Origin of the sequence: Marivirga atlantica (assembly GCF_016734805.1) — a bacterium.
Classification (GTDB): domain Bacteria; phylum Bacteroidota; class Bacteroidia; order Cytophagales; family Cyclobacteriaceae; genus Marivirga; species Marivirga atlantica.
The window spans coordinates 877055-890076 of record NZ_JAERQG010000002.1; the positions used below are offsets into that span (position 1 = coordinate 877055).

Sequence of the window (13022 nt, forward strand, 5' to 3'; positions counted from 1 at the left end):
AGGTATTTGGTTATAGGGATTAGGTAGATTTTGTTAGATCCTAATTCCTATTTCCTAACTCCCAATCCCTAATCGATTTTAATCGATCAACCTTATCACTAGCCGTTCTGGCAAACTCTTTTAAATAAAATACAGCCTTGGGCTTTTCATATTTCGCTAGCTGAGAAAAAATGGGTGTCCAATCAAAATTGTCATTTTCGCCTTCTACCATCAGGCAGACTTTCTCACCTAGTTGCTCATCTTCTTGAGAGAATATGAAGAGGTTAAAGTTGGCATTACTTTCAGCAAGCACCTTAGAAATTTTCTTTTCTACCATTTCAGGATGAATCTTGATGCCTCCTGAGTTAATCACAAAGTCATATCTCCCTAACCAGTCGAATGTATGCTGATCAATTAGCTTAACCACATCATTCGTAACCAGTGGATTTTTGGTAGCGATGTTTGGCGCATGAATAATTAATCTTTTGTTTTCATCAGCACTGAAGTGTACTCCTTTTAACGCCTTAAAATAGTTTGATGGAGCATCTGTATCCAGTCGTTTGAGCGCAATATGTGACACCGTTTCAGTCATTCCATAGGTACTATAGACTGGGCAGCTTAAATGCTGATCAATTAATGATTGCAGTGATGCCGACACAGGAGCACCACCTAGAATAATAGCCTTGGATTGATTAATGAGCTGAGCATTTTCAGGTGTTTCGCTAAGTATCTGGCTTAACTGATAGGGAACAAATGAGAAAAAGTCAATCTGACTTGATACTTGTAAATCTTTTAATGGATTGGAAGTGATATCACCAATATATAATTCCATTTGGTTAATGATGGCGCGTACTACCATCATTTTGCCACCAATATAGTCCGTATTTAAGTTTAAGAATGCAGAACTTCCTTTGGGTAAGTTTAAAGTTTCAACTGTGCTTTTGGCACTGGCAGTCATTTTTTTCTTCTCTATGGTGATAAGCTTAGGCTTACCAGTTGAGCCGGAAGTTTGTTGTTGAATGATGCTGAAATCATCAAACCATGATCTAACAAAAGCCACAGTTTTCAGGAAAAGTTGATTGTACTGATCAGCATCAAATGACATACTAAGTATGTCTTGAATACTAAATTTTTGTGACTGGTAAATAAATTTTTTTTGCCCTGTACTCATTAAAAAATCAAATTAAAGCCAATTTTTGCTAATCTAAAATTGTGCTTAACAAACTTCTTATTCTTTCACTGAGGGATGTATAAATAGAATCAGAATAATATTTGGAATTTTGTGCTTATTATCTTTAAAATAAGCTATAATTACATTTATATCTATTATTTTTGCCGCTGTAAACCATAAAATATTATGCCTCCATTCAAATTTGATAAAATAGACCGCAAAATTTTAGATATCCTTCAAGCAGATGGCAGAATTACCAATGCTCAGCTATCTAAGGATATTGGATTATCTCCTGCACCAACACTGGAGAGAGTGAAAAAACTTGAGAATACTGGTATTATAAAAAGCTATCATGCCAAGCTTGATACTGCTAAAATCGACTTAGGTGTTAATACTTATGTGATGGTATCTTTAAAAGCACATAATAAGTCTAATATTGATGTTTTCATAGATGCTATTAATGAGGTTGATGAAATTATTGAGTGTAACCATGTAACGGGTTCGCACGATTTCATCTTGAAAGTGATTACCAAAGATATTGCCTCTTACCAGAAGCTTATGCTTGAGCGCGTAAGTGAGATAGAAGTGGTTGATAGTATGCAGTCAATGGTGATTTTATCTACTTTTAAAGATAGCAAAGTACTTCCAATACCATCAAACTAAGATTTTTATGCCTGACCAACGCCAAAGTTTATTAAGCAAAAAGCAAATTGAAGGCAAAATTAAGAGAATGGCATACCAAATCCTGGAAAGTAATTATCAGGAGGAACGCTTATATCTGGCTGGTATAAAAGGTGGGGGCTATCTGCTGGCAGAAAAGCTTAAAGAACAATATGATCAGATTGGTGAGTATAAAGCCAGCTTGATTGCTGTTGATATCGATAAGCAAAATCCGCTATCATCACCAGTATCATGTGATAAAACTATTGACAATCCTCGGGATGCCGTGGTTATTCTGGTAGATGACGTCTTAAACTCAGGCAGAACAGCAATGTACGCCCTTAAGCCATTTCTTTCTTTACCATTAAAAAAGATAGAGTCTGCTTTTTTGGTCAACCGATCTCACCGACTTTTCCCTATGTCCGCCAAATATACTGGTATAGAGCTATCAACAACTTTAAAGGAGCATATTAATGTGAGTTGGGCAGCAGAGGATTTTGGTGTATATTTGGTTTAGTACAAATTAATCTATAATATTTACAACATCAAACAGAACCTTTAGCAATGAGATACCTTCTCTTATTAATCATACTTATAGGGAGTAGTTCATTGGCATTTAGCCAGAAAAAAGTAAAGTATAAGAACCTTTTCCCCATTCTTCAAAGCAAGGATTATAAAGCTGCAGAATCTGATTTGCTTATATACTTAGCCGACAACGATGATGAGGCAAGTGCTTACTTTTATCTGGGAGAGGTCATTATTTCTAAGCTTGATACCATTCCAATTTTTCCGACAAGTGATACTTATGACTCTTTAATTGATAAAGCGGTTGATGCTTACACCAAAGCGATAGCTTTGGTAGATGAGAAAGAAGTTCGAAAGAATGATGAGTACTATATGGCCTACAACAGGAGAGACCTAAGAACAGGTAAATTTGGAATAAAGGTTTCTGATGTTCATTTAGATTATGAAAATAAAATTGAGAGTCTGGTAAAAAAGAAGGAGTTAGTTAAAGACATAACAACTGCCAAGGCCAAAGCCATAGAGGCACAAGATGCTTTAACAGAAATGATTAATAGCCTACAGACTAAATATCCGAATAGAGAAGCCTTTTTGCTAAGAATATCAACAGATGAGCAAAGTATATTTGATCGTTTGTTGGAGAAGAGTAAATCTTTAAAGGAGGCAGTTGAAACTTATGAGAATAGAATTTCTTCACTTAATAATAAGCTTTATCAAGTTCAAATAGTTAGGTCTGATATAACTTCATGGGAAGAGCTTTCAAGTATCAAGGTTGATTTTGAAAGAAATACGTTGCAGCTACCTGATTATGAAAAATACTTTAATGAGCTTCAGGAAGAGCTCCGAAATGAGATCGCACCATTAAAGAAAATACTGCTAGAAATTGACCAACAATTGACCGATGCAATAGAAAAGAACAGCAGTGTTCAGGATTCTAGTCAACTTTACAGAACTTCTATTCCAACAACTTTAATTGAACGACTGGTTAAGTTTAGTACATCACCACTGGCTATTTCAGTTTTAAAATACAAGTCTCAGAAAACAGATTTAGCAATCCTGGAGAACGCTCAATTATTCCCTGTTCTGAATGACTCCACCAATGTATATCAGAGAACAAATAAAGTAGAGGAGATATATGAGGGCTATAAGAGTTTAAAATCAACTTTAAAACTAATTGAAAAAGATAAAAGGGAAGAATCAGTTGAAAACTTTGCCTTTTATTTAAACAGATTCAAGCCGTCATTTAATGAGTATTTGGTACTGGAAAATACCGTAGTAGATAAGAAGATAGAGGAATTATCTGACTTAACAGACAGTTTAAAAACTAAAGTGCAATTTGTTATACATGAAGATGATACACTTTCTATGCCTGAGGCAATTATAATTAATGAGAAACCAAATAGGGTTAGTCAGGTAATTGAGTTGCCAGAGTATATGCTCGCTGCAGGTAAATATAAGGACAGCACCTTTGTTGCAAGCATTGGATATAACATGGAAATGCTTAATCTAATTAGTATAGATAGTACTGAATCAGTTGTTAATTTTATCCCGATCAATAATGATTATTTGTTAAATGTAACGGCAGACTCCCTTGCATCATTTAAGTATGCCTTACTGCTCATAAACAGTAATGGAGAAATACTATGGAAGCATAATTATAGTAGTAATGACAAGCTTTCTGCTGCTAAAATTGAAGCGGGAATTTACTTTATATACAATGAAGAAGAGGAAATATACCTCACATTAAGCAGTAAAGGAGAGAAAATAGGACAGTAGCACTATGATTTTTTAATGATCTATTTGTAGAATAAATAGGTTTTTATATATTGCAATTGTTACAACTATTAACCTTAACTACCATGCCTTTAACCACCGAAACCAAGGAAGAAACCATCTCTCGCATCAATCAGATAATTGCTCATTATAAGGGTAATAAAAGAAATTGGAGAATAGGCACAGCCTCTATTCAGCGACTTACTTTGTTAAATGTTCAGGAAGAACTTCATTATTTTAGTCAGGATGCCATTATAGCTAATGAGATAGTATTCAACTTTATCGCTCAGGGTTTACAAGTCTGTAATATGAGCAAACTTCATTCTGATGGCATCTATCTTTATCGATGAGTATCTTTTTTAAGAATTTATTAAGCTTTTATAGTTCTTATTTATTCCTTTCTTTCCAATTATTGCATATTTGTGCTTAGTTTTGATCTCACAACTGTTTCCGGTTGTGTTTTTTATATTTTGTAAATTCTATTCGATAGGAATAAGTTTCTTATGAGCAATCAAATAAAAATAACTCTGCCTGATGGCACAGTAAAAGAATTTAATAAAGGAGTTAGCTCTCATGAAGTAGCTTTAGATATAAGTGAAGGGCTGGCAAGAAATGTTCTTTCGGCAAAAGTTAATGGGCAGGTGTGGGATTCATCACGTCCAATTGAGTCAGATGCCCATGTTCAGCTATTAACCTGGAATGATCCTGAAGGGCAAAATACATTTTGGCACTCTTCTGCCCACTTATTGGCTGAGGCATTGGAAGAATTATACCCAGGTATTAAATTTGGTATAGGGCCACCCATTGATAATGGCTTTTACTACGATGTGGATTTCGGTGATATAGAGTTCGATGGAGATCAGCTTGAGAAAATTGAGCAGAAAATGATAGAACTTGCACGTCAAAAGAATGAATTTAAGCGTTCTGAAGTATCCAAAAAAGATGCCTTAGATTATTATACTAAGAAGGGAGATGAATATAAACTGGAGTTAATTGATGGTTTGGAAGATGGTCAAATCACTTTCTACCAACAAGGTAACTTTACTGATTTATGCAGAGGCCCCCATATTCCTAACACAGGTTTTATTAAAGCAGTAAAACTACTTAGTGTTGCCGGTGCTTATTGGAGAGGAAACGAAAATAATAAGCAGCTTACCAGAATTTATGGTATCACATTCCCGAAGCAGAAAGAGCTTAAAGAATATTTGGAGCTCCTGGAAGAGGCCAAAAAGAGAGACCATAGAAAGCTGGGTAAAGAGATGGAGCTATTTGCCTTTTCAGAAAAGGTAGGTATGGGTTTACCACTTTGGTTACCAAAAGGTACTATGTTGCGTGACAGGCTCGAGAATTTTTTAAAGAAGGCTCAGGTAAAAGCAGGTTATCAACCGGTTATAACTCCGCATATAGGAAACAAAAAACTATATATCACCTCTGGTCATTATGAGAAATATGGTAAGGATTCATTCCAGCCAATTGCTGCACCGGGTGATGAAGACGGTGAAGAGTATTTATTGAAGCCAATGAACTGTCCTCACCATTGTGAAATCTATAAAACAAGACCGAGAAGTTATAAAGAATTGCCATTACGATTAGCTGAATTTGGTACCGTTTACAGATATGAACAAAGTGGTGAATTGCATGGTTTAACACGTGTAAGAGGTTTCACTCAGGATGATGCACACATTTTCTGTAGACCCGATCAGGTAAAACAAGAATTTGTAAAGGTTATTGATCTGGTTCTTTTCGTTTTCAATTCTTTAGGGTTTGAAAATTTTACAGCACAGGTTTCTTTACGTGACCCGGAAAATAAGGCTAAATATATTGGTGAAGATGCACTTTGGGAAAAGGCTGAAAGCGCGATTATTGAAGCAACTGAAGAGAAGGGATTAAAAACAACAGTGGAACTTGGTGAAGCTGCTTTCTATGGTCCTAAACTTGACTTTATGGTGAAGGATGCACTGGGAAGAAGCTGGCAGCTTGGTACTATTCAGGTAGATTATACTTTACCGCAGCGTTTTGAGCTAGAGTATATTGGAGCTGATAATGCTAAACATAGACCAGTGATGATCCATAGAGCGCCATTTGGTTCTCTTGAGCGTTTTGTAGCCGTACTTATTGAACATTGTGGTGGAGAATTTCCACTTTGGTTATCGCCAGAACAAGTGGCAGTTTTACCAATTTCAGAAAAGTATGCGGACTACGCGAATAAGGTTTATACTGAGTTAGAGTCACAAGATTTTTCTGGCTTTATTGACCATAGAGATGAGAAAATAGGTAGAAAAATTAGGGATGCTGAAGTTAAGAAGATACCTTATATGCTGATAGTAGGTGAAAAGGAGCAAGAAGAAGGTATGGTTTCTATCAGGAAGCACGGAGAAGGAGATATAGGCAGTATGCCAATTGATGAGTTTATCAAATTCTTTAATACAAAAATTGAAGAAAGTATAGCTCATCAATAAAAATATTAAGCAAAGACTATTTTAGGATTTTATATTCCGATAAATAATAGCGATATTTGCACTTTGTAAAATAAAATAAAGGAGGTAATTATTAGTAAAATGCGAAAAAGAGGCAGCTACCGACCACGTGGCAGGGAAGAAGAACCCTACAAAGTAAATAGAAAAATCAGAGCAAGAGAGGTTAGGGTAGTTGGCGACAATGTTAAAGTGGATATCTATTCTATAGATGAAGCTTTAAAGATGGCAGAAGAACAAAATCTGGATCTTGTGGAGATTTCACCAAAGGCTGATCCACCTGTTTGTAAAATTATCGATTATTCGAAATTTAAATACGAGCAAAAGAAGAAGCAAAAGGAAATCAAAGCCAAGGCACAGAAGACTGTCATTAAAGAAATTCGCTTTGGACCTAATACTGACGACCATGATTTTAATTTCAAATTAAATCATGCGAAGAAATTCCTTAAAGACGGTGCAAAACTTAAAGTTTATGTTCACTTTGTTGGTAGAACAATTGTTTTTAAAGACAGAGGAGAGCTTTTATTACTACGTTTTGCTTCGGAATTAGAGGAGTACGGAAAAGTAGAGCAGATGCCTAAAATGGAAGGTAAAAGAATGAACCTTTACATGGCACCAAAAGCTACAGCTAAGTAATCAGTTTAAATAAATATAAATAGCAAAATGCCTAAAGTAAAAACTAAATCAGGCGCGAAAAAAAGGTTTAAATTGACTGGAAGCGGTAAAGTGAAAAGAAAGCACGCTTTTAAAAGTCACATTTTAACCAAAAAGGAAACCAAGCAGAAAAGACGCTTAACTGACATGGGACTTGTTCACAAGTCTGACATGAATAGAGTTAAGGACATGCTTAACCTCTAATTTTCGCAAATTAAAAAGAACGAAGGTTCAATGTTAAACCAGGATGCATGGTAATGTAAAGTATCAACTCAGCTTGATCACCAGTTTCCAAAAAATTAAAAAAAATGCCAAGAAGTGTAAACCACGTAGCCTCAAGGGCTAGAAGAAAGAAAATTCTTAAGTACGCAAAAGGGTACTGGGGAAGAAGAAGCAACGTTTGGACGGTTGCTAAAAATGCGGTTGAAAAAGGATGGACATATGCCTACCGCGATAGAAAACAAAAGAAAAGAGAGTTCAGAAAACTTTGGATTCAAAGAATTAATGCTGGTGCTAGAGAGCACGGTATGTCTTACTCTCAATTTATGGGTGCTGTTAACAAAAAGGGCATCGAATTAAACAGAAAAGTACTTGCTGACTTAGCAATGAATCATCCGGAAGCTTTCAAAAGCGTAGTTGATTCAGTTAAATAAGATTAGTAATAGCAATAACGCAAAGCCTTGACTTTTAAATAAAGTCAAGGCTTTTTTTGTTTAAAAGCTATATTGATTACAATAATTATCACTTAATTTAGTTTCATCAACAGTAAACCAAAGAAAATACAATGAAGAATTTTTTAAAAGTAACAGTTTGTTTTGTAGCGTTTTTTGCTGCAATTGCTTGTAGTACTGAAACCAAAAGGGAAGCACAAGAAGATGCTCAGGAAATGTCGGATGATCTTAAAGCAAAGAAAGATAAATGGGTAGCTAAAATTGAGGCTGAAATTGATAAGCTCGAAGCTGAAATTAAGGAAGCCGAAGATGATTCTAAGCTTGAGGAAAGATTGGAAAAAGCTAAAGATGATTTGGAAGAAGGTTTGGAGAAACTGGAAGATGCTACCAATGACAATATCGATAAAATTACAGATGATGTAGAAGCAGCCATTAACGATGTTGAAAAAGGTCTTGATAAAATGAAGAAGGACCTTGAAGATGCCTTTAAGAAAAATTAAGCTTTGCTTAATTGGTTACGTGTTTCTTTTAGTTTAAAGTTGTTTTATAGAGAGCTAACTAAACAAGGAAACGCGTAACCTTCTTTAGCTCATTAGAATTGATTGCAAACCTGTTAGAATTGCCTGCCACCAAAAGTGAAATATTGATTTCTGTTTATTCCGCTCAAAATCAATTTTACCTTTTTTCTCATTACCTTTCCAATCGGGATTAGAGCTTCTTACTACAAAACTATTGGCTACAAATGAAAAGAGTTTATTTTCTAATTTACCCTTCTTGAGGGTTTTATCATCCAGCTTTTGAATTTTAAGGTTGCTATATAGAAAATTTAAATCTCCTTTAGCTTCATTATTATTAAGCCAAAAACTAAAATTTAAGTCTTTGGTTTGTCCATCTTTTATTAGAAATGCCTGCAGTGGTGTAATAATCTGATTTGCCTCTTTCAGTTCAATAGGGGCTAAGCTACCAGTTATTTTATGTTGAGAATTCTCATCATCCATCTGAAATTCGATTTCTGCACTCAAGCTGCTTTTATTAAATAGAAGTGTTGAGAATTTAAATACTGCCTTTGCATTATTTGATAATCTCAGGCTATCATTGGTAATATTGGCTATGCTACCATTTAGCTGCTCAAAATTCACCTTACCAATTTCATCCGAACTTTTATCTTTTTGATGATAGGCTATGCTGGCATTATTTATAACCAGCGAATCAAGCGTTATAGATTTACTTAATTGGCGGAGTAGTTTCTGAGGTAAAGGTTTGTAATCGCTAGGTTCTACAGCATTTTTATCTTTAAAGGCAATTAATTTTAAATCGTTTAACTTAAGTTTATTAATAGCTATAGTCTGTTGCTGGAAAAGCTGTTCGAAATCAACACCCTCAAATTTGATTTTTGGTAATTGTAAATCGAGGCTTGTTTTTTCATAATAGAACTGCTTGGCCAACCTATTATTTCTAATAAGTGGCTTAATACGCAGCGAGTCTATGGTTATTTCTTTTTTATGATAATTGATAGCTGTATATCCCAATTTAATGCGATGCAGACTATCTGGTAGAAATAATGATGCTTCTTTGAAATGAAGATCAAAATTACTGAGCCCAAAAAGTCCATTATTTTGAGCTGCTGTAGCAGAATCAATTTTGAAGTCTTTTACTTCTAAGTAACCATTTTTAACCTCTCGCCATATCTTTTGAAAGTTAGGAGAATACCACTGTGCATCAGCCTTCGATACTTTTATTTCATCAACTGTAAGGCTGTTAAGCTGTTTATCGATAAGAGAATAGAAATTAAACTGCTTTAATCGGCTAGTGTCATCTTTACTGTTTAGAAACTTATTGACTTGAATCTGTGTGCTGAAGGTTGGTTCATCTACTAAAATGGTTTTTATCCCCAAGTCACCAGAAAATGCGAACAGGCCTATACCTTTAACAGAGAATTCTTTAACAGTTCCTTTATGTTTTACATGACTGCTATCTTTTGGGAATCGCCACTTTACGTTTTTTAAGGTTACGGATCTCTTAAAGACGTCTACCATGATGGTATCATACTCATAAGCAAAATTGCCTATAAGTCTTTTTTCAACTTGCTTCTTCAGTACATTATTTAAGATTGGATTCACACCTAAATAGCCTATAGCTGCTAGGGCAATAACTGAAATTAGTAGAATTAAAAGAACACGTTTGGTTTTGGCCGTCATAGATGAATTGAAACAATTAGTTCAATATAATGATAATATAGCATAGCTTGTAGAAGAGTATAAATACTTTTATTATTATTCATCAAATTCGATGATTATATCGCAATTAAATAGTTTATGACAGCTAAACTTATTGATTACCTAAAGTTAGTTCCTAAAAGTATTAAAGCGTTGAATGTTAAGAATCCGCTGCAATTAGCTTCTTCAACAGCTTTTTTTAGTGTATTGGCCATTCCACCAATCCTGGTTATATTAGTTTCGGCAATTGGTATTTTTGTTAAGCCGGACTATCTCAATACTGAAATATTTAATAGAATCAGTGCTATAATGGGTGGCACTGAAAGTGAAGAACTCAGAAAACTATTCAAGGGATTTAATGATTTTTCTGGCGACACTTGGGCATCAATTGGTGTATTTGCCTTTCTACTCTTTATAGCTACCAATCTATTTTTTCTACTTGAGTTGAACATTAACCACATCTGGGATATACCTTCCGAGACAAATGTCAATTTTATACAACATCTCTATGGAAGGCTCACCTCTATATTCTTATTGGTTATTGGGGGAGCTGTACTCATTTTAGCCTTATCATTTGATGTGGCAGTTTCATATATTGATGAACAGATTGCCTATCTACTGCCGGAAATTAAGTCTTATGTTGTACCGCTTATTAATCAGGTATTTTCATTGTTGACATTCGGTATTTGGTATACGCTGTTATTCAAAATTTTACCCAACACTAAATTAGAATGGAAGCCTGCTCTTTTTGGTGGTATTATTATGGCGCTCTTATTTAAGCTCGGTCAAGGCGTAATTAGTAATGTACTCATTAGCGGCAGCATAAAAACAGTTTTTGCAGCATCGGGCAGTATTGTATTGGTGATGCTCTTTATATTCTATACATCTTTTATCTTTTACTTCGTGGCGATGCTGATCAAGCAATATACTATTTTGATAGGCAGACCTTTCAAGGGATTATCAAATAATAAGGCTTCTCACTAATTAATTTATAATGAAAATTATTTCAGCTATCTTTGCACTTTCTGCTAGCAAAAAGTGTTGACAGAAACTCAATTTAAATATATTTTTCACCAAGCAGGGCTGTGAACCCTGTGAAACCGTGAGACATGAGTAAAAAAGGAAGAGTATTAGTAGCCATGAGCGGAGGAATTGACAGCTCATTGGCGGCCGTGTTATTACATGAACAAGGCTATGAAGTGATAGGCATGACCATGAAGACGTGGGATTATGCTTCATCAGGAAGTTCAAAAAAAGAAACAGGCTGTTGCAGCCTCGATTCTATCAATGATGCTAGAAACCTGGCAGTTACCTTAGGGTTTCCTCATTATATTCTTGATATAAGAGAAGAATTCGGGGATTATGTAATCAATCATTTTACGGATGAATATTTAGCTGGAAGAACACCAAACCCGTGTGTGCTATGTAATACGCACATTAAGTGGGATAGCCTGTTAAGAAGAGCCGATAAACTGGGTTGCGATTATATTGCAACAGGTCATTATGCAAAGGTGCGTGAGGAGAATGGGAGATATGTTATTTCCCGAGGTAAAGATTTAAACAAAGATCAGTCCTATGCGCTTTGGGGAGTTTCTCAAGAGAGCTTAAGCAGAACCATTTTGCCTTTAGGTGATATGACTAAGCCTGAAATTAGACAAATGGCTAAAGACAAAGGTTTTTATGAGTTGGTTAACAAGTCTGAGTCATACGAAATCTGCTTTGTGCCTGACAATGATTATAGAGGCTTCCTGAAGAGAAGAGTGGATGGTTTGGAAGAAAAAGTAGCTGGGGGTGAATTTGTTCTGGAAGATGGAACTGTTGTAGGTAAGCATGAAGGTTATCCGTTTTATACTGTTGGTCAGCGAAAAGGCTTAGGTATTGCCTTAGGATATCCTGTTTATGTAACTGAAATCAGAAAAGATAAAAACCAGGTAGTGCTGGGAACTTTTGATGAATTATCCAGAGATGGCATGTATGTCAAAAATCTCGTGATGAGTAAGTATCCTGAACTAACAGATAGATTAGATACAGTTACAAAGGTAAGATATAATGATGGTGGTACACCAGCAGTAATAGAGCAGGTAGGAGACAGCATGAAGGTCTATTTCGGCAAAGGAGTTTCTGCAGTAGCACCAGGACAGGCTGCCGTATTTTATGAAGGTGACGATGTAGTAGGTGGCGGTTGGATACAATCAGCCTTTAGACAAAATCGTGAACAAAAAGATGCTAAAAAAGAGCTTACTACTACTAATTAGTATAAGCAGCTTATTTTTCAGCTGCACAAATTCTACAGTGGAGCCCAACTATGATAGATTGGGCTTCCAGTTTTTCCCTCTCCAAAAACAGGATATTACTTATCAGGTAGAAGAAATATACTACCGAAATACGGGTGAAATAGATACGCTTCGTTATTTGCTCATTGATCAGTTAACAGATTCTTCTCAGCTTTCAAATAAACTCATTCTTTCAGGTTATCGCATAAAGCAAGAATTGAACGGTTCGAAGACCGTACTTTCTACAGTGAGTTATTCAAAAGATGATTATACTGTTCTTCAGAGTTTAGGCAATACAGAAGAAATCAAACTAAGTTTTCCGGTTGAAGAAGGCCTTGAATGGAATGGCAAGCCTAAGCAAGATGAGCCTGATTTATTTTCCCTTTTTAAAGTTTTCCAGCCTTTTGAAACAGCTGATAGCAGTTTCAATGAAACAGTTCAGGTGATTCAGGAAGATACTCAGGATTCTCTTGATATTTTTGACAAGCGAATGGAAGTATATGCCGCTGATGTAGGCATGATATACAGATTGTCTTCTTATCTCGATTTCTGCACGAATGTAGATTGTTTCGGTCTTCAGGAGATAGATTCGGGACGAACTATTCAAATGAAAAGAATACTACTGTAAA

The 13022-nt window shown here is 35.4% G+C and carries 14 protein-coding genes; 12 read left to right on the plus strand and 2 right to left on the minus strand.

Going from position 1 to position 13022, the window contains the following annotated elements; translation table 11 throughout:
- Positions 1–40 precede the first annotated feature (40 nt).
- Positions 41–1150 (minus strand): AMP-binding protein, encoded by a 1110-nt coding sequence (locus tag JKP34_RS10895; RefSeq protein ID WP_201920995.1) that lies wholly within the window; start codon positions 1148–1150, stop codon positions 41–43.
- A gap of 186 nt (positions 1151–1336) precedes the next feature.
- Here JKP34_RS10895 and JKP34_RS10900 point away from each other — a divergent pair, with 186 nt between their 5' ends.
- The 9 genes from JKP34_RS10900 (at position 1337) to JKP34_RS10940 (ending at position 8404) form a co-directional block, all read left to right on the plus strand.
- Positions 1337–1813, plus strand: coding sequence for an Lrp/AsnC family transcriptional regulator (locus JKP34_RS10900; protein WP_201920997.1), 477 nt, complete (start codon positions 1337–1339; stop codon positions 1811–1813).
- A gap of 7 nt (positions 1814–1820) precedes the next feature.
- Positions 1821–2327, plus strand: coding sequence for a phosphoribosyltransferase family protein (locus tag JKP34_RS10905; protein WP_201920998.1), 507 nt, complete (start codon positions 1821–1823; stop codon positions 2325–2327).
- Positions 2328–2374: 47 nt separating this feature from the next.
- Positions 2375–4108, plus strand: coding sequence for a hypothetical protein (locus JKP34_RS10910; protein ID WP_201921000.1), 1734 nt, complete (start codon positions 2375–2377; stop codon positions 4106–4108).
- Between the two features lie 83 nt (positions 4109–4191).
- Positions 4192–4455, plus strand: a complete 264-nt coding sequence (locus JKP34_RS10915) for a hypothetical protein (RefSeq protein WP_201921002.1) — start codon at positions 4192–4194, stop codon at positions 4453–4455.
- A gap of 153 nt (positions 4456–4608) precedes the next feature.
- Positions 4609–6564 carry a threonine--tRNA ligase gene (gene thrS / locus JKP34_RS10920; RefSeq protein ID WP_201921005.1) on the plus strand — a complete coding sequence of 652 codons (1956 nt, stop codon included), beginning with the start codon at positions 4609–4611 and terminating at the stop codon, positions 6562–6564.
- A 99-nt stretch (positions 6565–6663) separates the two neighbouring features.
- Positions 6664–7215 (plus strand): translation initiation factor IF-3, encoded by a 552-nt coding sequence (gene infC / locus JKP34_RS10925; RefSeq protein ID WP_201921008.1) that lies wholly within the window; start codon positions 6664–6666, stop codon positions 7213–7215.
- Positions 7216–7242: 27 nt separating this feature from the next.
- A complete protein-coding gene (rpmI, locus tag JKP34_RS10930) occupies positions 7243–7437 on the plus strand; it encodes a 50S ribosomal protein L35 (RefSeq protein ID WP_201921011.1) in 195 nt (64 codons plus the stop codon).
- Positions 7438–7541: 104 nt separating this feature from the next.
- A complete protein-coding gene (rplT, locus tag JKP34_RS10935) occupies positions 7542–7886 on the plus strand; it encodes a 50S ribosomal protein L20 (RefSeq protein WP_201921014.1) in 345 nt (114 codons plus the stop codon).
- Positions 7887–8017: 131 nt separating this feature from the next.
- Entirely contained in the window at positions 8018–8404 is a 387-nt protein-coding gene (locus tag JKP34_RS10940) for a hypothetical protein (RefSeq protein WP_201921017.1), read from the plus strand.
- An 84-nt stretch (positions 8405–8488) separates the two neighbouring features.
- On the opposite strand, the gene JKP34_RS10945 is transcribed toward JKP34_RS10940, so the two are convergent.
- Entirely contained in the window at positions 8489–10102 is a 1614-nt protein-coding gene (locus JKP34_RS10945; RefSeq protein ID WP_201921019.1) for a hypothetical protein, read from the minus strand.
- Between the two features lie 117 nt (positions 10103–10219).
- Here JKP34_RS10945 and JKP34_RS10950 point away from each other — a divergent pair, with 117 nt between their 5' ends.
- From JKP34_RS10950 to JKP34_RS10960, 3 genes are all read left to right on the plus strand, one after another.
- Positions 10220–11104 (plus strand): YihY/virulence factor BrkB family protein, encoded by an 885-nt coding sequence (locus JKP34_RS10950; RefSeq protein ID WP_201921022.1) that lies wholly within the window; start codon positions 10220–10222, stop codon positions 11102–11104.
- Positions 11105–11229: 125 nt separating this feature from the next.
- Positions 11230–12375, plus strand: coding sequence for a tRNA 2-thiouridine(34) synthase MnmA (gene mnmA, locus JKP34_RS10955; protein ID WP_201921025.1), 1146 nt, complete (start codon positions 11230–11232; stop codon positions 12373–12375).
- Positions 12344–13021 carry a hypothetical protein gene (locus JKP34_RS10960; protein ID WP_201921027.1) on the plus strand — a complete coding sequence of 226 codons (678 nt, stop codon included), beginning with the start codon at positions 12344–12346 and terminating at the stop codon, positions 13019–13021. The genes mnmA and JKP34_RS10960 overlap by 32 nt, the downstream gene beginning before the upstream one ends.
- Position 13022 lies beyond the last annotated feature (1 nt).

Bases quoted from the DNA above. Each gene is read 5' to 3' on its own strand.
- JKP34_RS10895 (WP_201920995.1), bottom strand. From the start codon at position 1,150: ATGAGTACAGGGCAAAAAAAATTTATTTACCAGTCACAAAAATTTAGT.
- JKP34_RS10900 (WP_201920997.1), top strand. From the start codon at position 1,337: ATGCCTCCATTCAAATTTGATAAAATAGACCGCAAAATTTTAGATATC.
- JKP34_RS10905 (WP_201920998.1), top strand. From the start codon at position 1,821: ATGCCTGACCAACGCCAAAGTTTATTAAGCAAAAAGCAAATTGAAGGC.
- JKP34_RS10910 (WP_201921000.1), top strand. From the start codon at position 2,375: ATGAGATACCTTCTCTTATTAATCATACTTATAGGGAGTAGTTCATTG.
- JKP34_RS10915 (WP_201921002.1), top strand. From the start codon at position 4,192: ATGCCTTTAACCACCGAAACCAAGGAAGAAACCATCTCTCGCATCAAT.
- thrS (WP_201921005.1), top strand. From the start codon at position 4,609: ATGAGCAATCAAATAAAAATAACTCTGCCTGATGGCACAGTAAAAGAA.
- infC (WP_201921008.1), top strand. From the start codon at position 6,664: ATGCGAAAAAGAGGCAGCTACCGACCACGTGGCAGGGAAGAAGAACCC.
- rpmI (WP_201921011.1), top strand. From the start codon at position 7,243: ATGCCTAAAGTAAAAACTAAATCAGGCGCGAAAAAAAGGTTTAAATTG.
- rplT (WP_201921014.1), top strand. From the start codon at position 7,542: ATGCCAAGAAGTGTAAACCACGTAGCCTCAAGGGCTAGAAGAAAGAAA.
- JKP34_RS10940 (WP_201921017.1), top strand. From the start codon at position 8,018: ATGAAGAATTTTTTAAAAGTAACAGTTTGTTTTGTAGCGTTTTTTGCT.
- JKP34_RS10945 (WP_201921019.1), bottom strand. From the start codon at position 10,102: ATGACGGCCAAAACCAAACGTGTTCTTTTAATTCTACTAATTTCAGTT.
- JKP34_RS10950 (WP_201921022.1), top strand. From the start codon at position 10,220: ATGACAGCTAAACTTATTGATTACCTAAAGTTAGTTCCTAAAAGTATT.
- mnmA (WP_201921025.1), top strand. From the start codon at position 11,230: ATGAGTAAAAAAGGAAGAGTATTAGTAGCCATGAGCGGAGGAATTGAC.
- JKP34_RS10960 (WP_201921027.1), top strand. From the start codon at position 12,344: ATGCTAAAAAAGAGCTTACTACTACTAATTAGTATAAGCAGCTTATTT.